Annotated in this window: 21 protein-coding genes and 1 pseudogene; 15 read left to right on the forward strand and 7 right to left on the reverse strand. The window is 34.5% G+C overall.

Features of this window, described 5'->3' with window-relative positions:
- Nucleotides 1-139 precede the first annotated feature (139 nt).
- The 6 genes from ACK1U5_RS04260 to dltD all read left to right on the forward strand — a co-directional run bounded on the left by ACK1U5_RS04260 (nucleotide 140) and on the right by dltD (nucleotide 6,496).
- Entirely contained in the window at nucleotides 140-466 is a 327-nt protein-coding gene (locus tag ACK1U5_RS04260) for a DUF3870 domain-containing protein (RefSeq protein WP_000271312.1), read from the forward strand.
- Between the two features lie 186 nt (nucleotides 467-652).
- Nucleotides 653-1,714 (forward strand): dipeptide epimerase, encoded by a 1,062-nt coding sequence (locus ACK1U5_RS04265; protein ID WP_001038458.1) that lies wholly within the window; start codon nucleotides 653-655, stop codon nucleotides 1,712-1,714.
- A gap of 39 nt (nucleotides 1,715-1,753) precedes the next feature.
- Nucleotides 1,754-2,755 carry a C40 family peptidase gene (locus tag ACK1U5_RS04270; protein ID WP_069605331.1) on the forward strand — a complete coding sequence of 334 codons (1,002 nt, stop codon included), beginning with the start codon at nucleotides 1,754-1,756 and terminating at the stop codon, nucleotides 2,753-2,755.
- Nucleotides 2,756-2,774: 19 nt separating this feature from the next.
- Nucleotides 2,775-4,397 (forward strand): peptide ABC transporter substrate-binding protein, encoded by a 1,623-nt coding sequence (locus ACK1U5_RS04275; RefSeq protein WP_000758254.1) that lies wholly within the window; start codon nucleotides 2,775-2,777, stop codon nucleotides 4,395-4,397.
- 115 nt (nucleotides 4,398-4,512) lie between these two features.
- On the forward strand, nucleotides 4,513-5,046 hold the full coding sequence (locus ACK1U5_RS04280) for a GNAT family N-acetyltransferase (protein ID WP_000061613.1): 534 nt from the start codon (nucleotides 4,513-4,515) through the stop codon (nucleotides 5,044-5,046).
- A gap of 268 nt (nucleotides 5,047-5,314) precedes the next feature.
- Nucleotides 5,315-6,496 carry a D-alanyl-lipoteichoic acid biosynthesis protein DltD gene (dltD, locus tag ACK1U5_RS04285; protein WP_000782305.1) on the forward strand — a complete coding sequence of 394 codons (1,182 nt, stop codon included), beginning with the start codon at nucleotides 5,315-5,317 and terminating at the stop codon, nucleotides 6,494-6,496.
- A gap of 40 nt (nucleotides 6,497-6,536) precedes the next feature.
- Here the strand turns inward: dltD and ACK1U5_RS04290 are convergent.
- Both ACK1U5_RS04290 and ACK1U5_RS04295 read right to left on the reverse strand, forming a co-directional pair.
- Nucleotides 6,537-6,761, reverse strand: a pseudogene (locus ACK1U5_RS04290) (hypothetical protein).
- Between the two features lie 157 nt (nucleotides 6,762-6,918).
- Nucleotides 6,919-7,524: a DedA family protein gene (locus tag ACK1U5_RS04295; RefSeq protein WP_048567589.1), complete on the reverse strand. Its 606-nt coding sequence runs from the start codon at nucleotides 7,522-7,524 to the stop codon at nucleotides 6,919-6,921.
- A 277-nt stretch (nucleotides 7,525-7,801) separates the two neighbouring features.
- Here ACK1U5_RS04295 and ACK1U5_RS04300 point away from each other — a divergent pair, with 277 nt between their 5' ends.
- Nucleotides 7,802-8,917 carry an HD domain-containing protein gene (locus ACK1U5_RS04300; RefSeq protein WP_069605330.1) on the forward strand — a complete coding sequence of 372 codons (1,116 nt, stop codon included), beginning with the start codon at nucleotides 7,802-7,804 and terminating at the stop codon, nucleotides 8,915-8,917.
- Nucleotides 8,918-8,980: 63 nt separating this feature from the next.
- Nucleotides 8,981-9,817, forward strand: a complete 837-nt coding sequence (locus ACK1U5_RS04305; protein ID WP_025709494.1) for a metallophosphoesterase family protein — start codon at nucleotides 8,981-8,983, stop codon at nucleotides 9,815-9,817.
- A gap of 183 nt (nucleotides 9,818-10,000) precedes the next feature.
- On the opposite strand, the gene ACK1U5_RS04310 is transcribed toward ACK1U5_RS04305, so the two are convergent.
- On the reverse strand, nucleotides 10,001-10,765 hold the full coding sequence (locus tag ACK1U5_RS04310; RefSeq protein ID WP_000447231.1) for a DUF1836 domain-containing protein: 765 nt from the start codon (nucleotides 10,763-10,765) through the stop codon (nucleotides 10,001-10,003).
- Between the two features lie 258 nt (nucleotides 10,766-11,023).
- Here ACK1U5_RS04310 and ACK1U5_RS04315 point away from each other — a divergent pair, with 258 nt between their 5' ends.
- From ACK1U5_RS04315 to ACK1U5_RS04325, 3 genes are all read left to right on the forward strand, one after another.
- Complete coding sequence (locus tag ACK1U5_RS04315) at nucleotides 11,024-11,473, forward strand: hypothetical protein (RefSeq protein ID WP_000914478.1); 450 nt, start codon at nucleotides 11,024-11,026, stop codon at nucleotides 11,471-11,473.
- The gene (locus ACK1U5_RS04320) at nucleotides 11,461-11,769 is read left to right on the forward strand and encodes a YxcD family protein (RefSeq protein WP_000447766.1); all 309 of its coding nucleotides are present in this window, start codon (nucleotides 11,461-11,463) and stop codon (nucleotides 11,767-11,769) included. The genes ACK1U5_RS04315 and ACK1U5_RS04320 overlap by 13 nt, the downstream gene beginning before the upstream one ends.
- Before the next feature lie 156 nt (nucleotides 11,770-11,925).
- Nucleotides 11,926-12,648, forward strand: coding sequence for a hypothetical protein (locus ACK1U5_RS04325; protein WP_000727976.1), 723 nt, complete (start codon nucleotides 11,926-11,928; stop codon nucleotides 12,646-12,648).
- Nucleotides 12,649-12,705: 57 nt separating this feature from the next.
- Here ACK1U5_RS04325 and ACK1U5_RS04330 read toward each other — a convergent pair whose 3' ends face one another.
- The 4 genes from ACK1U5_RS04330 to ACK1U5_RS04345 all read right to left on the reverse strand — a co-directional run bounded on the left by ACK1U5_RS04330 (nucleotide 12,706) and on the right by ACK1U5_RS04345 (nucleotide 16,322).
- A complete protein-coding gene (locus ACK1U5_RS04330; protein ID WP_001286104.1) occupies nucleotides 12,706-13,950 on the reverse strand; it encodes an NAD(P)/FAD-dependent oxidoreductase in 1,245 nt (414 codons plus the stop codon).
- Nucleotides 13,947-14,279 carry a (2Fe-2S)-binding protein gene (locus ACK1U5_RS04335; RefSeq protein WP_000087070.1) on the reverse strand — a complete coding sequence of 111 codons (333 nt, stop codon included), beginning with the start codon at nucleotides 14,277-14,279 and terminating at the stop codon, nucleotides 13,947-13,949. The genes ACK1U5_RS04330 and ACK1U5_RS04335 overlap by 4 nt, the downstream gene beginning before the upstream one ends.
- On the reverse strand, nucleotides 14,276-14,548 hold the full coding sequence (locus ACK1U5_RS04340; protein WP_000182619.1) for a (2Fe-2S)-binding protein: 273 nt from the start codon (nucleotides 14,546-14,548) through the stop codon (nucleotides 14,276-14,278). The genes ACK1U5_RS04335 and ACK1U5_RS04340 overlap by 4 nt, the downstream gene beginning before the upstream one ends.
- Before the next feature lie 112 nt (nucleotides 14,549-14,660).
- Nucleotides 14,661-16,322 (reverse strand): sigma-54 interaction domain-containing protein, encoded by a 1,662-nt coding sequence (locus tag ACK1U5_RS04345; RefSeq protein WP_069605329.1) that lies wholly within the window; start codon nucleotides 16,320-16,322, stop codon nucleotides 14,661-14,663.
- Nucleotides 16,323-16,502: 180 nt separating this feature from the next.
- Here ACK1U5_RS04345 and ACK1U5_RS04350 point away from each other — a divergent pair, with 180 nt between their 5' ends.
- The 4 genes from ACK1U5_RS04350 to dapA are packed head-to-tail and all read left to right on the forward strand — an operon-like array spanning nucleotide 16,503 to nucleotide 20,569.
- Nucleotides 16,503-17,678 (forward strand): NAD(P)/FAD-dependent oxidoreductase, encoded by a 1,176-nt coding sequence (locus ACK1U5_RS04350; protein ID WP_044584549.1) that lies wholly within the window; start codon nucleotides 16,503-16,505, stop codon nucleotides 17,676-17,678.
- Complete coding sequence (locus ACK1U5_RS04355) at nucleotides 17,675-18,739, forward strand: proline racemase family protein (protein ID WP_069605328.1); 1,065 nt, start codon at nucleotides 17,675-17,677, stop codon at nucleotides 18,737-18,739. Before ACK1U5_RS04350 ends, ACK1U5_RS04355 begins: the two co-directional genes overlap by 4 nt.
- Nucleotides 18,709-19,650: a proline racemase family protein gene (locus ACK1U5_RS04360; protein ID WP_069605327.1), complete on the forward strand. Its 942-nt coding sequence runs from the start codon at nucleotides 18,709-18,711 to the stop codon at nucleotides 19,648-19,650. Before ACK1U5_RS04355 ends, ACK1U5_RS04360 begins: the two co-directional genes overlap by 31 nt.
- Nucleotides 19,651-19,672: 22 nt before the next feature.
- Nucleotides 19,673-20,569 (forward strand): 4-hydroxy-tetrahydrodipicolinate synthase, encoded by an 897-nt coding sequence (gene dapA, locus ACK1U5_RS04365; protein ID WP_001169463.1) that lies wholly within the window; start codon nucleotides 19,673-19,675, stop codon nucleotides 20,567-20,569.
- Nucleotides 20,570-20,573: the final 4 nt, after the last annotated feature.

Here is a 20,573-nt window from a genome sequence, read left to right on the forward strand (position 1 = left end):
CTAAAATAAATGTTGTTAAAATTCTGTCAATTATATTATAATACAAGGTAAGCGGATACATTTTTTAATCAACGTTGAGTTCCTCGCTCATACGACTATTAAGAAACCCGTTATCCTCGTATAAGAAAGGAAGATAGCTGTGTACGCTTCAAATACAATTTATATCGTAGGGGATGCGAAAGCACCTCAAAATAATCCCATTACTGAAAAGTTTAAAAGCTATTTCGTAGCATTTATACTTGTTAAGGATACAGGGGAAATTGTAGATGCAGACTGCTCAGCGACAATTGCATTAACATCTCAATTTGTTAAATATTTATTTCTACATAAAAATATAAATGACCCGGCGTTAGTAATGGAAGTAAAGAACCGATATTTCGGTTCTTCTCAAAAAGCGTTACTTGTAGCGCTAAAAGATGCACAGAAAAAATATAATCAGATTGCTGCTTTGTCTACTCAATCATAGACAAAATCCAGCCGTAAGAATCATTCTTATGGCTGGATTTTTTTATTTCACATTATCGTCCTACATCAAAAGTGAACGAAAACAAAGTAGAGAGATAGAAGAGTAAATGCCCAATAGGTTTACCTAATAATCCGTGGGTATAAATCTCCGGTGGATTAAAATTTCACTTCATTGGAGAATGAAAGGATGAACAAAATGAAAATTACAGATGTAAAAGTAAATCGTAGACGTGTAAAACTGCATACACCGTTTAAAACCGCGCTTCGTACTGTAACAGAAATTGAAAGTATAGATGTTTATATTCATACAGACGAAGGAGTGATTGGTAAGGGGGCTGCAGCCGCAACGCCAGTTATTACGGGGGATTTCACCAGCGGAATGGAAGAAGCGATTTTAGGACCGATGCGTTCATGTTTAATTGGTCAAAATATCATTCAGTTTCAGCAGTTACTACAGGGCATTCAAATGAGTTGTATTGGAAATTCAAGTGCCAAAGCAGCGGTAGATATCGCTTTATATGATGTATATTGCCAATATCAAAATGTGCCGTTATATGCCTTGTTAGGCGGGAAGAAAGAAATTCATACCGATATTACAGTGAGTGTGGATGAGCCTGTATTAATGGCAAAAGAAGCGAAGAAACATATAGAAAAAGGATTTCAAACATTAAAGATTAAAGTGGGTAAAGAGGCGCATTTAGATTTGGAACGTATTGAGGCAATTCGAAATGTGGTACCAAGAAATACGATATTACGTTTAGATGCGAATCAAGGTTGGAGTCCAAAAGAAGCGGTCTCTATTATTCAAGAAATGGAAAATCGTAATTTAAATATAGAATTTATTGAACAACCAGTACACGCGAAAGATTGGGATGGGTTAAAGTATGTCAAAGATCGTGTGCAAACGCCAATTATGGCCGATGAAAGTATATTTTCAGCAAGTGACGCATTAAAGCTCGTTCAAGGAAGATATGCAGACTTCATTAATATTAAATTAATGAAATGTGGTGGTATACGTGAAGCATGGCGTATTGCAGATATCGCAGAAACAGCTGGTGTGAAGTGTATGGTGGGCAGCATGATGGAATCTTCACTTTCCGTTAGTGCTGTTGCGCATTTAGCGGCAGCGCATCCTAATATACATTATTTTGATCTTGATGCACCGCTTTGGTTAATGGAAGAGCCAGAAGGAATGACTTATTCTGGATCAAAGGTAAACCTTCAATCGACAGTGAATAGTAAGTCTTAGGAGAAGAGACTAGTAAACTATCTTTTAAGGGGGATAAATATGAAAAAAGTAGGAACTGCATTTTTAACAACTTTATTTATATTTTCATCGTTTACATTGGCAAATGCTGAAGAAAAGAAGGATAATAAAGCATTTATAGATGTATCTGCTGCAACGTTATGGACAGTACCTGATTCATTAAGGCCAATCGATACACCGAGTACAACAAATCCAGTGGATCTATGGAAATGGACGAAATCAATGACACTTGACGAGAAACTATGGTTAACAAATGCAAATAAATTAGAAACACAAGCGTTACTCGGTCAAGAAGTAACTGTTATTGATAAGAAAGGCGAATGGGTGAAGGTATTAGTGCATGGACAGCCAACACCACGAAATGAAGAAGGTTATCCGGGCTGGATGCCTGAAAAGCAATTAACATATAATCAAGAATTTGCAGATAAAACAAATGAACCTTTTGTGTTAATAACAAAGCCAACTGCGATTTTATATATAAATCCTTCTGAAAAACATAAATCACTTGAAGTCAGTTATAATACAAGACTGCCGCTATTAAGTGAAGACACAATTTCATACCGTGTATTGTTGCCAAATGGTCAGAAAGCATGGCTACGAAAAAATGATGGAACAGTTTACCGTTCTCAAACTGATATTCCAAAACCGACAGCTGATGATTTAATTAACACAGGGAAAATGTTTTTAGGTTTACCGTATATATGGGCTGGTACAAGTGGTTTTGGATTTGATTGCTCTGGCTTCACGCATACGATCTATAAATCGCACGGCATTACAATTCCGCGAGATTCTGGACCGCAATCAAGAGCAGGAGTTGCAGTTGATAAAGAAAATCTACAAAAGGGAGATTTAATTTTCTTTGCACATGATCAAGGGAAAGGTAGTGTCCATCACGTCGCAATGTATATTGGTGATGGCAATATGATTCACTCACCAAGAGCTGAAAGATCGGTAGAGATTATACCGCTAAATACACCAGGATATATAGAAGAATACGCTGGTGCTCGTCGTTACTTACCTTAAAAATAGAGGGGGTTTTTAAATGAAAAAAGTTGTTCGTTACTCATTAGTTAGTACTCTATTAGTTTCTTCATTTTTAGTTGGCTGCGCAAAAGAAAAAACTGCAACAAAGCCGAAAGATGAGAAGAAAGTATTACAGTTACTAGAAACGGGTGAAATTCCGTCGTTAAATTCAGGGAAAGTAACAGATGCAGTCTCGTTTAACGTTTTGAATAACGTAATGGAAGGACTATTTCGTCTATCGAAAAATGATGAAGAAATTGAAGCCGGCGCACAAAAATATGAAGTGAGTAAAGATGGAAAGACATATACATTCCAATTGCGTGATGCGAAATGGTCTAACGGAGATCCAGTAACCGCCCATGATTACGTATACGCTTGGAAGCAATTGATTAATCCAGATACAGCTTCTCAATATGCATACATTGCGTACGATGTAAAAAATGCTGAGAAGATAAATAAAAAACAACTAGGTCTAGATGAATTAGGAGTAAAAGCGAAGGATGATAAAACATTCGTCGTAGAGCTAGAACATCCTGTACCGTATTTTACGAAATTATTAATTTTACCATCCTTCTATCCAATTAACGAAAAATATGCGAAAGAGCAAGGTGATAAATATGGATTAGAAGCAAATAAAGCGGTATATAATGGACCGTTTACATTATCAGAGTGGAAGCATGAAGCTAGCTTTACAATGAAGAAAAACGATAAGTATTGGGATAAAAAAGAAGTGAAGTTAGATGAAGTAAACTATCAAATTGTAAAAGAAATTTCAACTGCGGTAAATTTATATGAAACAGATAAAGTTGATAGAGCTGTTATTTCTACAGAATTCGTAGATAAATATAAAAATAATAAAGAGCTAAAACAATATACAGATCCAGTTATGTACTTCTTCCGATTTAATGAAAATGTACCGATTCTTAAAAATAAAAATGCACGTCTTGCGCTAAGTACAGTTTTTGATAAGAAGGGACTCGCAGATTCATTTTTAAATGATGGATCGGTTGCAGCGAACTATTACGTACCAAAAGGATTTTTAAAGGGCCCAGATAAGAAAGATTTTAGAAGTACGTCTGGTGAGTTTAATAAGACAAATGTAAAACAGGCGAAGGAATATTGGGAGAAAGCAAAACAAGAGACAGGTACAAATGAAGTGACTTTAGAATTATTAAATTATGACTTAGAAAACTTTAAAAAAGTTGGAGAGTACATTAAAGAGCAGCTTGAGAAAAACTTACCAGGATTAAAAGTGAATGTGAAATTACAGCCGCATACGCAAAAATTAGCACTTGAGAAGAAGAAAGAATATGAAATGTCGTTATCACGCTGGTTACCAGATTATCCAGATCCAATGACTTACTTAGAAGTATTCCTTTCTGGAAGCAGTGTTAATAATACAGAATATGCAAATCCAGAATATGATGCATTAATTAAGAAGATTAAAACAGAATTAGGTAATGATGAAAAGGCTCGCTGGAAAGCAATGCAAGATGCTGAAAAAATGCTACTTGATGATGCAGTAATTGCACCGGTATTCCAGCGTGGATTATCTTACTTACAAAAACCATATGTGAAAGATTTATATGTACATCAATTTGGTCCAGCTACAAGTTTAAAATGGGCAGATTTACAAAAATAAAAGAATGGGGAAACAGACTTCACGTATGTGATAGTCTGTTTTTTCTTATTTAAAGTTAGAAAAATAGTTCATGGTATAATTTATTAGTCTGTAAACAGTATTTGGAGGGAAAATGATGTCTATGTTTGAAGAAGAGAAAGTAATTTATACAAAAAGATTATTTATGAGGAAACCAATTGTAGAAGATATTGATCAGTTTTATAACATATTAAAAAAAGATACTGTTGGCAAATGGCTGGCTAAATCAAGAGGAATGTCGAAGGAAGAAACAAATGATTATATTGGGCAACTTATCTTACATTGGGAACAGTATGACTTCGGGGTATGGTTGTTATTTAATAGTGAAACAGGAAAGCTTTTAGGACATTGTGGTTTAAGAAAGGTAGATGAAACAGGTGAAATAGAAATTATGTATCTTCTTGACCCAGAACATTGGAGGAATGGGTATGCATTAGAAGCAGCAGAGGCTTCCATTAAATATGCAATAGAGACTTTGAATGTAACAAGAATAATTGCTAGAGTTAAAGTAGCAAATGAGAGCTCGAAAAAACTTTTACGAAAGCTCGGGTTTATATATACTCATGAAGTTGATCATAGCGGGCGCTTATTATCATATTTTGAACTCCATACATCATCCAAAGAATTCTAGACATTTCATATATTTTTTCATTGTTAAAAAATAAAATTATTACTAAAATTCCAGTGTGAAATTTATGTAGAATCTTGTATAATTAACATGTTTCTATGGAAACATTTTCTTGCGCTATTTATATAGGGCTTAATAGAACAAGGAAGGAAATACATACATGTATATAATAGATAAATAGAATGGAACATGTATAGAGACAAAGGAGAGAAAAGATGACGTGTCAAAAACAAGGGTTACAATTTAATAACGATAGAAAGAGGGACAGAAGATGAAAATGAAGCATGCTTTTGGTCCTATAATTTTAGCGTGTGTGCTTTTTTTCATTATCATTCTAATCCCATCGAAAAGTTTAGTATCGCTTATTAGTGATAAGAAGGTAGAAGATGCGGCAACTTCTTTACAAAAAGAGAAATTACAAAGTGTTTTCTTACAGCAAAAAATGTTAGAGAATTCACAGTATTTACCGATGTACGGTTCATCAGAATTTTTACGAATGGATGCATATCATCCGTCTAATTATTTCAAAGTAAATCCAGCTGGTTTTACACCGTTTTTAATTGGAACTGGTGGTACACAAAGTTTAGCTCATATTTTAAATATGACATCTACTATGGATGAATTAGAAGGTAAAAAAGTAGTGTTTGTTCTTTCACCACAATGGTTTACAAAGACTGGTGTATCACAAGGGGATTTCACTAATAATTTCTCCAAACAACAAGCATATCATTTTATTTTTAATGATGAGATAAATCCAGGAATGAAGAAGCAAATCGCGAAACGGCTATTAGATTATAAAGTTGTTCAAGAAGATGATATATTAAAAAATTCATTAGAAGGTATTGTATATAATGATACGAAACATAACATAAAAGCAGGTTTAGTTAAACCACTTGCTTATATGCATCGAAATATTTTAGATCATAGAGATTTATTTAACTCTTTATTTAAAATCGAACCGATGAAAGAGAAAACAAATATCGGACTTCGTTCAATTTCTTGGGAAGACGCACGTAAACACGCAGAACAAGAAGGGAAAGCAGAGTCTACTACAAATACATTTGGAATTGAAAATCCGTATTATCATAAGAATAATCTGAAGAAAAAACTAAAAGGTTTAAAAAACTTTAGAGCAAATGAAACATATGATGAATCACCAGAATACGATGATTTACAAATTATTTTAGATTTATTTAAAGAGAAAAATGTCAAACCACTCTTTATTTCTGTACCTGTAAATGGGCCTTGGTATGATTATACTGGCTTCCCGAAAGAACGCCGTGAAGTGTATTATAAAAAAGTTCGAGAGCAGGTTGAGAAAGCAGGATATCCAGTAGTTGATTTCTCTGGTCATGAATATGATAAGTATTTCTTAAAAGATACGATTCATTTAGGCTGGAAAGGTTGGATTTATTTTGATGAAGCAGTGCAAAAATTTAATTCTGAGAAATAAAGTATAGAAATCGGAATGGCTATGAGCCGTTCCGATTTTTTTAGTATAGAGGATTTTGGTGAGGACAATTTGGGAATGCATGTATATCTTGAATCTGTCTATAATCATAATGTTTCATTGCGAACTGGGCTTGATAAGGTATTCATACACATATAATTGACCATCATGAGCTGAACATAATACCACCAGAAGTTCCTTGCCCATTTATGAAGGAAATACCGATAGGGCGTCCGATTAAGTATGGTATTTTTTGCTGCCAATGCATAGGGGAATCACTCCTTTTTGAGATAATATACGAAAGAAATGATTGAATGGTTGCTTATCCATATAAATGTAGATGGAAAGGTGTTATATAATTCCTGAAGATTAATATAAATAAAAAACCGCTATAATTCTGAATTTATAGCGGCTTTTTTATATTCTTAAGCAAGATTTTTACGCTTTTTTGTCCATTTTTTTATAACGAAGTATAAAAGTATAAGTACGACGCCACCAATTGCGAATGATTTCACATACGGACCAGCAATATCGTTAATATTTTCCCAATTTTCACCTAGCTTTTCACCTAAATAAATGAAAATAATAGACCAAGGGATAATCGCAAGTGCTGTTAGTGTAGTGAAACGTAGTAAAGGCATTTTTGTAATACCAGCAGGAATTGAAATCGCATGACGCACTACTGGAATGAAGCGTGCTGTAAAAATGACACCAGTTCCGTAACGATTAAACCAATCTTCTGCAGCGTCTATTTGCTTTTTATGTATGAAAATATATTTTCCATAACGTTCTAATATAGGGCGTCCACCATATCGTCCAAGCCAATAAATAAAGATTTGGGCAATAACACCGCCAATTGTACCGAATACAACTGCGCCTATAAATGAGATACTTCCATTGAATACTAAGTATCCTGCATAAGCAAGGACAATTTCACTTGGGATAATCTCAATCATAAGTCCAAGCATAATGCCCCAATAACCTAATCCTTCAAAAACCGTTAATACTGAATGAATAAAACTACTTAACATTGTTGCACCTTCTAGTTTATGAATTTTTGAGTATAAGAACCTTTTATTTAATTACGTAAAAGGTTCACTATATGTAGATTATACCTTATTTACATAGGGGATTGCTATTTCAATTCTTTTATGTCTCTCATAAGTATTATAGTAAAGTATATAAGCTACGTTTTCATGAAGGGTTAATGAAAAGATTATTAAAAATTTCTCATATATCAATGATAATAGACTGAAAATTAAGTATAATAATATAGGTCTTTCATTTACAAAAATAGGAGGAGAACGTATGTATATTACAGATCCGATTTATGGACCAATCTCTATTCGTGATAGAGATATCCTTCGATTGATAGATACAAAAGCATTTCAAAGGTTGGCGAATATTAAACAACAAGGACATACTTATTTTTTACATGAGAACGCAATACATACGAGGAAAGAACATTCGATAGGTGTATATGTGCTAGTAAATAAAGTGATAGAACATCTTACTGAGATTGGTGACATACATTTATCGAAATATGAAAGAAAGCTAGTATCTACTGTAGCCCTTCTACATGATGTTGGACATGGGCCATCTTCACATTGTTTTCAGCAAATATCGGGTGAAGATCATAGTGAGTGGACGGTACGAATCATTCAAGAGGACGAAGAAATACGTACGATTTTAAATCAAACACCTAGATTATTAGATGATGTAACGAAAGCTTTAACAGAAGATGGAGTTTTTCCAATTATAGATGAGCTCTTATTTAATTCATTAGGAATGGATCAATTAGATTTTTGGAATAGAGATTTATATTACTCGTCGCTTGAATTAGAAGGTTTACAGATAGAAGGATTGATTGCTAACATGCGTTTAATTGACGGTAAACTTGTTATTGAAGAATCGGGAATCCCCTTCATCGAACAATTAATGAAAATGAAAGAAGGGCTTTACAATAATGGATTTGGCCACCCGTTTGTGATAGGAAAAGACATATTGCTGCAAACAATTTTTAAAATGATAGAGGAGAAAAATCTTTCGTTCTATACTCCTGAACTTCAAAACTTCTTTCATAAAGGAGAGAAGTTAGAAGTAGAAGACTTTCTTCCGTTACAAGATGAAATGATTTTAAATGAAATACAGTGCTTTGCAAAATCAGATGATGTTGAAATAGTATCTTTAATTCAACTTTATGTTTCACCAACTAAAAGTTTATCATTTCAAAAAGGAGTGGAGGGTGATTTTAAAAAGGAAAATAACAATTTAGCGATAATAACTGAGAAAAAGGCGTACAGTTCATATGCAGGTGGTATTTACGTCCATAATGAGGGGCAGTTAGAGGACATTTTAGAGAAATCAAATTTCATTCAAGAGATAGTAAAATTGCCTAAAAAAGAATATGCCTATTCAATTTGATTTGGTTCGAAAATAAAAAATGAATGAGATGGAAACGTAAATTTAGAGGAGGGAATAAAATACATGAAACATAAAATTGCTGTACTGGCAGATGTACATGGAAATGCAACTGCTTTAAAAGCAGTTATCGAAGATTCTATGAAAGAAGGTGTGACTGATTATTGGTTTTTAGGAGATTTAATTATGCCTGGTCCTGGATCGAATGATTTGTTTGAAATATTAGAAAGTATTAACGTTGATACTTATGTACAAGGAAACTGGGAAGATAGTTTTCTTGACGTTCTTAATAAAAATATTGATATTGATAACGCAACTGATATTTATGTTTCTAGATTAGTTCAGTATCAATGTGAAAACCTGGATGAAAACTATATTAAGCATGTTAAAAATTTACCATTACATATAACAAAACAGGTTAATGATTTATCAATCAGTATTAGTCATAATCTACAAAATAAAAATTACGGAGGAGATTTGTGGCCCACTAATAATCAGGAACAGTTTGATCGGCTATTTGATCGTGATTATGATATTGCGATTTACGCTCATACCCACCATCAATTGTTGCGCTATAGTAGCAATGATCAATTAATTATTAACCCAGGAACAGTTGGACAACCTTTTTACAAGTGGAATAAGCTAAACTCTGACTTGCGTGCTCAGTATGCAATTCTTGAAATTGATGAGGCAGGGATTACTGATGTGAGGTTTAAAAAGGTTTTTTACGATGTAGAAAAGGAATATAAAAATGCCATGAATAAAAATCTTCCTTACATTGATTTATATCGTGAGCTGTTAGAGACAGGAAAAACTCATACGCATGATATTGAATTATTACAAGAAATTAATGACAAATATAATTATAAAGATGAAGTAATTAAGTTTATCGAGAAAATGTGATAGGAATTTAATAGAAAGAAATGAACATTGTTGAATGTTAGGTTAGTAATGTTTTTTACATAATACATAATCAAGAGTTATTTTATAATGAAACTTAGATGTAAAATGATTTTTGTATTTTATATTGATTGAAAACAAGCATCCCCCTGTCCTAGGTATATGACGGGGGGGATGCTTGTTTTTTTAAGGCTTCACATCTAAGTTCTGTAAAAATAAAGTTGCTGTTACGTAACGCTTTGCTAACATTTGTACATAAGCGGTATGTACAGAAAGGGTCGCAATGATAATAGCGTTACGAATTGCTTCGCGTTGTTCGTTATTAATTTGATCGAACTTGCTTGCGATTTTATCAGCTTTTTCTTTTACGATGTTTTCAATTGTATGAACTGTATCTGTTGCATTTAGTTGTAAGCAATTCCCTTGATTGAGTTCTTCAAATAGAGAAGAGTATGCTACATATAAATGAACAGGATTGATTAAATCATCACTTCGATCGGCTGGGTCATTAACGATAAGGCGTAATAGCTTACGAATGGATTCAAAATCAAGTGCTGTTTTTAAATCTTCGACAATGAACAGTAAGGCTGCTTGTTCAATCGAATATTTTTTCCCTTTTTGAGGAGAGCCAATCATTTCTTTTATATCTCGTTTCACCCAGTTTTGCATAGCAGTTACAGAGAAACTTGTGTTTTCAATCTGATTGCCAAGCGCAACTATTTCATTTAAAGAAAAACCGACATCAGTATCGTCAATTTTAATCAGTTTTTCAAAAATAGGTGAAAGTGCGGTAGTAATAAAAGCTGTAACGCTTTGTCCGCTTTCAATATCTTTTTTATGTGACTTTGCCCAAGCTTCTTGTAAAATACCGAGAGGCTTTTTCGTATTCCATCCTCTTAGTGATAGAAGAAGGGTAGCCATTTCGTTTCGTGTGAGATGAAATGTTTCCATCTTTTCACCTCCAAAATAATAAAAAGTTCTTATGAACTTATAATATGTTTTGTTTCATTTAAAGTCAATTCTGTTTTGCTTAATTTTTCCTTTGTCACCAAACTGTTGAAAGTAAATAATACTTGCATATTTCGACAAAAGTTCATATAATAAGTTCATAAGAACCTTTAAAATGTTCTTAAAAATAAATCTATCATTCTGAATTTACTAGAAAGATAGATTTCACATATATCTATATAAAAGGAGAATGGATATAATATGTTGAAAAAACTTGTAGCAGTAATGACAGCATTCATGGTTATCTTTGGGGCTAGCAGCTTTATGTTCGTAGATCATGCAGCAGCGAAAAGTTACAAATCTGGTAAAAAATCATTTACACCAAGTTCAGGTCAAAAGTCAAAAGTTGATTTAAACAAAAAAGACTCAAATGTAAATTCTCAAAAAACGACTCCAGATTCAAAAACGAAAGCAACAAACACAGCACCAAAAAGTAATAAAGGAAGCTTTATGAAAGGTTTATTACTAGGTGGTCTTGGTGGTTTACTAATGGGTAGCTTATTTGCAAATATGGGAGCTCTTGGTTCTGTATTAGCATTTATGGTAAATATGTTAGTAATGGCTGGTATCGTAATGTTAGCAGTTCGTGCATTTAAATACTTCAAAGACCAACGTAAAAAGAAGGCAGATGAAGTAGCATGGAAACAATAAAAATTTCTGAACAAGAATTAATAAATGCGCTTTGCGTATATATAGCTGAAAAAAGACAAGTGGGTCCAGAAGAAGTGTTAGTTGAACTCATGTATGACGATAACTACGGTTTCTCTGCGGAAGTAGAGGTAAATGGTCGCCAGCAAATTTTAATTCAAGCAAACTTAATCGAAGCATTACGCTTATTGCTTGACAGAGAATATAATGTCAATTCATTCGCAGCGAGATTACAACTTGAATTAGATGATGAAGAAGGTATTTACGCATTAGCGAAATTTAATAGTGATGAACAATAAGACTGTTAGGGCTTTATGCTCTAGCAGTTTTTTATTTTAATTTCTATTTTTAGTATGTTTCCTATTTTAGGATAAAATTCAATTTTTAATAAACTGATGAATTGGTAAAAATATGTTATTCTTATTAAGAATGTTTTATGTTAATAGGAGGATATTATGAAAAAGAAATTATTAGCAACAATTGCTGCGGTATGTTTATCTTTAACTGCTTGTAATTCAACGGAGCAAACAAAAGATGTACAAGCGAATGAAAAAAAAGATAAGAATACTGAACAGCAAACAGCAACAACTAGCCCGAAAGCTAAAGAGATAAAAGAAAAAAGTGCAGTGGAGAGATTATCACAAGATCATAGTGTTTCGTTAGAAGGTGATGGTGCGAATTCTTCTGATTTTTTTGAGTTAAAATCCGGATTTGTTATTGCGGAAGTAGAACATACAGGAGAAAGTAATGCAATTCTAGAGTTAAAAGATGAACAAGGTAATGACTCTGGTTCACTTTCGAATTTTATTGGTAATGGAAAAGAAAAACGTGTAGTTTTATTAAACAAGAGTGGAAAATATTTTATTAATCCAATGGCAGATGGTCACTGGAAAGTGAATATGTCTCAGTCTATTCCAATAGATAAAGTAGTAACAGCTCCAGGAACAATTAGTGGTCACGGATCTGATGTTGTTTTTGTGAAACTTGAAAAAGGTTTGAAAGAATTGCATGGTGTACATAAGAATGGTGAAAGTAATTTTGTAGTGGATTTAAACGATAGCATGATATTTAATGAAATTGGTGCTGCCGATACTACGAAAAAAGTACCTGTAAAAGAAAATGGTATACATATATTCACTATTCAAGCTGATGGTGATTGGACAATCGAAGTGAAATAATTTGAAAAGCTCTCCTTATGTTTTTGATAAGGGGAGCTTTTTGACAAATAAGTCTTATTAAATAATTTCTTGTTGTTTATAGAAATCTTTATCATTTGTTTGGAATTTATGCCATAAATCATTCATCTTTCGTCTACCGATATCTACCATCGGATTAAACTGAATTGCAGCTTTCTGACGAACAGAGTGAACGTTTTGAATGGCGTGATATAATTGTTGGTCGACTATATCACGTTTTTTGCTTGCATATTTAGCAATAGATAGACCTGCAACTGTTCCTTGCGCCATCGCAATTTTTCCGCTTTCAATGCCTGTAATATTGCCAGCTACAAATAAACCAGGAAGAGGAGTTTCCATTGTTTCGGAATGGAGAGGAACGTGTCCACCTAATTCTGAAATGTAATGGAAGGGACAACCAGCTACAGCTGCAAGTTCGGCAAGTGGGTATAATCCCCCGGCAATACAAACAAAATCTGCTTCATATATTTTCTCTGATCCATTAATAACATTTCCTTTAGAGTCAATATTAGCAACACGTACACCTTCAACTTGATCTGTTCCGATAATTTCAAGAGCTGCTTTCCGAAGGTGAAGTGGCGTTCCGTTTATTTTCATTCCGCTGTTTGGATAGAATGTTAATCCAGCTTTTCGAATCCAATCATATTTCATAAAGTGGCTACCTATTCGTAAAATAGCAGAAGGAGCGAGATGTGCTGCATTTAAAAGAGAGTTTAAAACTTCTTCAGGTTCACCAGCTTTTTGACTTAACTCGCTTTTTTCAGGGAGTACAATATGATCCACTGTAATTCCCGCTAATTGCAATTCACTTAAAATGGCGAAAGACAAAATGTTAGCACCAATAATAATTCCTTTTTTTCCAACTTGCACGCGATGAACATTTGTCATAACTTGAGCTGCTCCAATTGACATCACTCCTGGAAGTGTCCAGCCAGGAAGGGGAATAGAATATTCCGCAGCTCCAGTAGCAAGTAGTACGAAAGGTGCTTCTAACGTACCGATATTAGTATGTACAAACCAATTGTTTTCATCTCTATCTAAATTATAGACCGAAACACCGCACCTGATATGTACTGAAAGTGATTCTGCTTCTTCATGAAGTCGCTTCGATTCTTTTATTCCGTTCCACCATTCTCCAGTAGGCTCTTGATGCAACTGTCCTAACAATCTCCCGCCCGGCTTCATAAATTCATCAATAACGAGCACTTTTAGTCCGAAACGAGCACAAGAAATAGAAGCAGATAATCCCGCTGGCCCTGCACCAATAATAATTACATCACTCATCGTTTTTTCACCATCTCTCTCACGATATTCGGATGCTGTTTCCCGCTTTCAACAACCATGTTTTCTTCTACAACAGTTAAGCATGCGCGTACATTTGTTTGATTATTTACTGTCATGCGGCATTCGGAACAGTGTCCGATATTACAATAAATACCTCGCGGTGTTCCGCTATCTTCATGAACTCTTACTGTCCTAATTCCATTTGCTAACAGGGCAGCAGCTATCGTTTCATGTTCATATGCTCCGTATTGATGACCGTTAAATTGAAAGGTAATACGCTCACTACTTTGTAAAGTACCTAAAATAGGGTGATGTGTAATTCTACTCATTTACTTTCACCTACCGATCCAAAAGTAACTGCACGTATTGGTGGTTGATATTTTAACGGTAGTTCATTAAGAGTTACGTCAGGATTCGCATTTTCAATCATTCGATCTATCATTATTCTGCATGTGCGACCACCGCAAAATCCCATGCCAGCACGTGTTCTTAGTTTTAATTCTCTTGCCGAGCAGTTATATTCAGCAATTGTCGATTGAAGTTGCCCATATGTAACCTCTTCACAACGACAAACGATTAAGTTGTTTTTATTTGTCATGTGTATTCCTCCTCTAGTTCGGTTTTCACAAATTATATATGCAAAAATCATGCCAATATAGAGGAGGGAGAGAGGGCTACCTGTAAACGCCTGATCGGTGCATACTGATTCTTTATTGAAGTCCAAGTTTCTTTAAACGGTTATATAAAGTAGCCCTTGTTACACCAAGTTGTTTGGCGCATTCTAATTTATTCCCATTTAAAATTCGTAAAGCCCTTTCAATAACTTTTTTCTCATGCTCATCCATCTCTTCTTGTAAAGAAAGGATTGTATTATTGTTGCTGAGTAATAGGGAATGGGCTGTATGGTTGTCTAAAGTTTCAGTCCTATGAAATGGTAAATATTCTTGTTTTATAATTCCGTCTGTTGCGAATACCACAAGCCGTTCAACAACGTTTCGAAGTTCGCGAATATTACCTGGCCAATTGTAATGAAGCAGTTCATGCATAATGCTTGAAGGTAAGTCACGAATTGGTCTGTTATAGTTGATTGAAAAATCGTTTAAGAAAGAATAGGTTAATTCAATAATATCCTCGCGTCTTTCGCGCAGCGGTGGAATCTGCAAGCTAACTACATTTAAGCGGTAATATAAATCTTCTCGGAAAGTTCCTTTTCTCATTTCTTCTTGTAAATCACGATTTGTAGCAGCGATAATACGGAAATCAATATTAATTTCTTTTTCACCACCAACTCGGTAATACTTTCGCTCTTGCAGTACACGTAACAGTTTTACTTGCATATCAAGTGGCATTTCACCTATTTCATCAAGAAATAAAGTACCGCCTTGCGCGAGTTCAATTTTACCTTTTTTTCCTTTACTATTTGCTCCAGAAAACGCCCCACGCTCGTAACCGAATAATTCACTTTCAAATAATGCTTCTGGAATTGCCCCGCAGTTAATCGAAATGAAAGGCGCCTTCGCTGCTTCACTTGCTTCATGAATTGCTTTCGCAAATACTTCTTTTCCAACTCCGCTTTCCCCAAGTATTAAAACAGTTGATTTCACCGAACAAACTTTTCTAGCTAATTGTATCGTTCTTTGTATAACAGGACTTTTTCCATTCATCGCAAGGAATGGATCGGATTCATCTTTATACTTTGCCACTTCTTGTTCTAAACGGTGCATTTCATGTGACATATTAAATAGTTTTTCATTTAAAGCGACTTGATTTGTAACATCTGTTTCTGAAACGACTGCTCCTATAATTTCATCATTACAATAAACTGGATTTGAATTAATTAATACGAATAAATCGGGGCGAGGCTGATGGAACTGAGCGACTATGCTTTTTCCATCATGTAAAGATTGTAAAATTTCCAAGTCTTTATAATCAAAAAAACGAGTAATCGGTTGCCCAATAATCTCATTATGGTTGACTGAAAATATTTTTTCAGCACCATCTGTCCAAGTTCGAACGCATTCTTTACTATCAATTACTGTAACAGAAGAGTCAGTTGTTTGTATTACAGTGTCATAAAATGACTGTAGTTCATTGTAGGACTTATAAAGAAATGGAATCATTTGCTGAGAAGTTATACAGTATATCGGCTCATCGTTTTCGTTAAGGATGATAACAGCTAATTCATAAGAAAAAGCGTCAATTAATGCAGTGAATGAGTCATCTACATAAATAATTGCGCAATTATATTCTTCTGTAGTAGAAGGGAGGTAATAAAACCTTTCGTTTATTTTCTTAATGCGATCAAGGCTACATGTATGATTGATTAAAACGCTTTCCAAAAATTCTTGTATAGTCGGAAATGAGAATTCCATAATGTCCTCCTGTTATGTATAAAAATTTTGACAGTGATAAAAAAATAATACACCTATTTACTATGAATTTAAAATATTTTTACAAATAAAAATATTTTTTATAAAAATTGTATATGTACAGAATTGGCACGTCAATTGCATAAAAAGAAAGTGAGAGGGCTAGGAAAGGAGGAGTATATTGTGAGGCACTGCGACGTTTTAATTATAGGTGGTGGAATAATAGGGTGTTCTATCGCTTATTACACTTCAAAATACGGAAGAGACGTAACAATCATTGAAAAAGGGGAATTTGTCAGCGGGACGTCTTCACGGTGTGATGGGAATATTTTGGCCATTGATAAAGACCCGGGATTTGATAGTCAAATGTCTTTAGTAAGTCAAAAATTAGTAACTGATTTAAGTGAAGAATTAGAGCATTCATTTGAATATAGGGCACCAGGAAGTATTCTCGTATGTGAGTCAGACGAAGAGATGGAAGCTGCGCAGCAATGGGTAAATCGGCAACAAGAAGCTGGATTACCGTTTCGAATGCTTGATAGGCAAGATATAAGGGAAGAGTCGCCTTTTTTTGCTGATGATTTATTAGGCGGTTTAGAATGTGCGACGGATTCAACTGTGAATCCATATCTCCTTGCTTTCTCGCTTCTGTCAGAGGCACAAAAGTTTGGCGCAAAAGCTTTTAAGCAGACGGAAGTAAAGAGTATGGAAATAGAGACGGATGGTTCATTTGTTGTAGAAACTACGAATGGAACTTTTACAGCACAACAAGTTGTAAATGCAGCCGGTGTGTGGGCTCCTAAGATTGGTCAGATGTTAAATATAAATATACCAATTGAACCGAGAAAAGGGCATATTATTGTAGCTTCAAGGCAACAACACGTAGGATGCCGTAAAGTAATGGAATTCGGTTATTTAATTTCTAAATTTGGCGGAAAACGAAAAGTGGATGCTTTAACTGAAAAATACGGGGTTGCGCTCGTATTTGAGCCTACTGAAAGTCAAAATTTCTTAATTGGTAGTAGTCGTGAATTTGTAGGATTTCATACGAGGATAAATAATGAAGTCATTAAATGTATCGCAAATAGAGCAATTCGTTTTTATCCGAAAATGGCAGATATGATGGTAATTCGTTCTTACGCTGGTTTACGTCCGTGGACAGAAGATCATTTACCGATTATTTCACGAGTGGAACATATTCCGAATTATTTCATTGCCGCTGGACATGAAGGTGATGGGATTAGTCTTGCAGCAGTTACTGGAAAAGTAATTGAAGAGTTATTAAATGAAAAAGAGACAATTATTCCTATTGAACCACTTCGTTTGAGTCGTTTTACAGAAAGGGTGTTAAACGGATGAGGTCACAAAGAGTCTTTACGACGATTGATACACACACAGGTGGGAATCCAACGAGGACATTAATTAGTGGACTTCCAAAGTTGATTGGAGAGACGATGGCAGAGAAGATGTTACATATGAAAAAGGAGTATGATTGGATTCGAAAATTGTTAATGAATGAACCGCGTGGTCATGATGTAATGTCAGGAGCATTATTAACAGACCCATGTCATCCTGAGGCTGATATAGGTGTTATATACATAGAGACAGGTGGATATTTACCGATGTGTGGTCACGATACAATCGGTGTATGTACAGCGTTAGTTGAATCAGGTTTAATTCCGGTAGTTGAACCGATTACTTCTTTAAAACTAGATACACCGGCTGGCTTAGTTGAAGTAGATATTGCTGTTCAAGATGGAAAAGCAAAAGAAGTATCTTTCTGTAACATACCAGCTTTTTTATTGAAAAATATTACTGTACAAGTGAAAGACATTGGGACTATAGAGGCTGATATTGCGTATGGAGGGAATTTTTATGCCATTATTGATGCGAAATCAGTAGGTCTAGAATTAGTACCAGAAAATGCATCTACAATCATCGATAAGGCGATTCATATAAGGAACACAATTAATGAGAAGTATGAAATCACTCATCCAGAGTATTCGTTTATAAGAGGATTAACACATGTTGAATTTTATACAGATCCTACTCATGAATGTGCGCATGTGAAAAATACAGTTGTTGTACCACCAGGCGGAATAGATCGATCTCCATGCGGTACAGGAACATCTGCGAAGCTAGCTGTATTATACGCTCAGAAAGAAATCGAGATTGGTGAAGAGTTCATTCATGAGAGTATCGTTGGTTCTTTATTTAAAGGATATGTCATGGATACGACACATGTTGAAAATATTGAAGCTGTCATAACGAAAATTACGGGATCAGCTTGGCTTATGGGTATGCATAGATTTTTTTACAATGAAATGGATCCACTTAAAGAAGGATTTTTGCTAATTCCGCCGATGGAACATGAAACGGAGGATATAAAATGGACATTCAAAAAATGTATACAGCAGTAGACGTACATGTAAATGGCGAGACATTTCGTGTAATGAAAGACGTACCATGCAAATACTACTACAGTTTGGAGCAATTAAATGAACAATTTTCAGGTGAATTAGCAGAAGAGATGAAGCTTTTATTAAATGAACCACGTGGTTTTATCGGTTTGAATGGGTGTATTGTCGTTCCATCTATCCATAATGAAGTGGATGCAGCTGTATTATTTTTTAATCATGAAGGTTCGATTCCGCTTCATTATGGAGGCATTGTTGCAGTAATAACGATGTTACTCGAAAGTGGTTATTTAAAAAAGAGAGAGTCCAATCAATATAAAATTGAAACGTTATCTGGAATATTTTTAGTTCATGCGTATGTAGAGAATGATGAAGTTATATCGGTTTCGTTTGAAAGCAAACTATGCTATATGATTGAGGAAAATTTACAGGTTGGTAATGTAAGTTATTCTCTCATACAAGCAGATAAAGTATATGCAGTTGTAGAGAAAGGTGCGTATTCGCCAGAAATTCGCATGGAAAACATTTCTGAATTGAAAAGATGGGGAGAAGCTACACTACAGACTATACAAAAACAGTCGCTAATAAAAAGGCTTATTTTAGTAGATCCTTCGCAAAAAGAAAAGAACCATATAAAGTCGATTACATTTCATGAAGATAACTTTATCGTACGTTCGCCAGGTTTTGTTTCTACTATTGTTTCCTATGTTCATGCGTTATTTAAAAATGATTATATGGCGGATAAACCTTTTAAAAATGAAAGTATATTTAATAGTTTTATAACTGTGGAGAAAGTGAAGAAGGAGGAACTAGGATACATTTTCCGTTTTGAAAGTAGAGGGTTTATTACAGGGATGCAGACATTTCTATTAGACCCTACGGATCCGTTTCCGGCAGGTTTCTTATTAAAATAAAATGTGATAGGGAGAGATAAATATGCAAAAAATTAAAGGGGCATTTCCAGTATTAATAACACCGATGGATGAATTTCAGGAAATTAATTGGGATGGGGTAAAGCAAAATGTAAATTACTTTATCGAACAAAACGTTGCAGGTATCATCATTAATGGAAGTACAGGAGAATTTGTAAGTTTATCAAAAGAAGAACGATTTAAAATGGTAGCAACCGTGTTGAAAGAAATTGATGGCCGTATTCCAGTTATTGTTGGAACTGCAGCAGAGACGACGAAAGAAACAATTGAATATACGAAACATGCAGAAGCGCACGGAGCGGATTGTGTATTAATTATAAACTCTTACTATTGTAAACCGAAGGAAGAGGAGATTTATTTTCATTTTAAAGAAATCTCAAACTCTGTAAATATACCAATTATGTTATACAATAATCCATTTACTTCTGGTGTTGATATGAGTACAGAGCTAATGCTCCGTATTGGAAAAGAGTGTGGAAATGTTACACATATTAAAGAATCTAGCGGAGATATTCGAAAAGCGAGAGATTTAGTAAGACAAAGTGAAGGGGCTTTCCAAGTCTTCTGTGGTTCTGAAGATTTAGTTATGGAATCATATTTAGTTGGTGCCTCGGGATGGGTTTCAGTAGCAGGAAATATTGTTCCCGGTCTCGTTACAAAAATGTATGAGCATTTTCAAAATGGTGAATTAGAAAAGGCGTGGGAAATAAACGATGCTATTTTACCACTTTGCGAGTTTCTTGAAGGATCAGGGAAATATGTTCAAATCGTTAAACGTTCTATGGAATTACATGGGCAAGCGGGAGGACCTTCTCGCTATCCAAGACTAGGGTTAACTGTAGAAGAAGATCAAAAGCTTCAAACGATTTTATCAAATATTGCAGCTCATGCAGCTGTTTAAATAA

It is taken from the genome of Bacillus sp. XB1 (assembly GCF_053557995.1).

Bases quoted from the DNA above. Each gene is read 5' to 3' on its own strand.
- ACK1U5_RS04265 (WP_001038458.1), top strand. From the start codon at position 653: ATGAACAAAATGAAAATTACAGATGTAAAAGTAAATCGTAGACGTGTA.
- ACK1U5_RS04270 (WP_069605331.1), top strand. From the start codon at position 1,754: ATGAAAAAAGTAGGAACTGCATTTTTAACAACTTTATTTATATTTTCA.
- ACK1U5_RS04275 (WP_000758254.1), top strand. From the start codon at position 2,775: ATGAAAAAAGTTGTTCGTTACTCATTAGTTAGTACTCTATTAGTTTCT.
- ACK1U5_RS04280 (WP_000061613.1), top strand. From the start codon at position 4,513: ATGTCTATGTTTGAAGAAGAGAAAGTAATTTATACAAAAAGATTATTT.
- dltD (WP_000782305.1), top strand. From the start codon at position 5,315: ATGAAAATGAAGCATGCTTTTGGTCCTATAATTTTAGCGTGTGTGCTT.
- ACK1U5_RS04295 (WP_048567589.1), bottom strand. From the start codon at position 7,524: ATGTTAAGTAGTTTTATTCATTCAGTATTAACGGTTTTTGAAGGATTA.
- ACK1U5_RS04300 (WP_069605330.1), top strand. From the start codon at position 7,802: ATGTATATTACAGATCCGATTTATGGACCAATCTCTATTCGTGATAGA.
- ACK1U5_RS04305 (WP_025709494.1), top strand. From the start codon at position 8,981: ATGAAACATAAAATTGCTGTACTGGCAGATGTACATGGAAATGCAACT.
- ACK1U5_RS04310 (WP_000447231.1), bottom strand. From the start codon at position 10,765: ATGGAAACATTTCATCTCACACGAAACGAAATGGCTACCCTTCTTCTA.
- ACK1U5_RS04315 (WP_000914478.1), top strand. From the start codon at position 11,024: ATGTTGAAAAAACTTGTAGCAGTAATGACAGCATTCATGGTTATCTTT.
- ACK1U5_RS04320 (WP_000447766.1), top strand. From the start codon at position 11,461: ATGGAAACAATAAAAATTTCTGAACAAGAATTAATAAATGCGCTTTGC.
- ACK1U5_RS04325 (WP_000727976.1), top strand. From the start codon at position 11,926: ATGAAAAAGAAATTATTAGCAACAATTGCTGCGGTATGTTTATCTTTA.
- ACK1U5_RS04330 (WP_001286104.1), bottom strand. From the start codon at position 13,950: ATGAGTGATGTAATTATTATTGGTGCAGGGCCAGCGGGATTATCTGCT.
- ACK1U5_RS04335 (WP_000087070.1), bottom strand. From the start codon at position 14,279: ATGAGTAGAATTACACATCACCCTATTTTAGGTACTTTACAAAGTAGT.
- ACK1U5_RS04340 (WP_000182619.1), bottom strand. From the start codon at position 14,548: ATGACAAATAAAAACAACTTAATCGTTTGTCGTTGTGAAGAGGTTACA.
- ACK1U5_RS04345 (WP_069605329.1), bottom strand. From the start codon at position 16,322: ATGGAATTCTCATTTCCGACTATACAAGAATTTTTGGAAAGCGTTTTA.
- ACK1U5_RS04355 (WP_069605328.1), top strand. From the start codon at position 17,675: ATGAGGTCACAAAGAGTCTTTACGACGATTGATACACACACAGGTGGG.
- ACK1U5_RS04360 (WP_069605327.1), top strand. From the start codon at position 18,709: ATGGACATTCAAAAAATGTATACAGCAGTAGACGTACATGTAAATGGC.
- dapA (WP_001169463.1), top strand. From the start codon at position 19,673: ATGCAAAAAATTAAAGGGGCATTTCCAGTATTAATAACACCGATGGAT.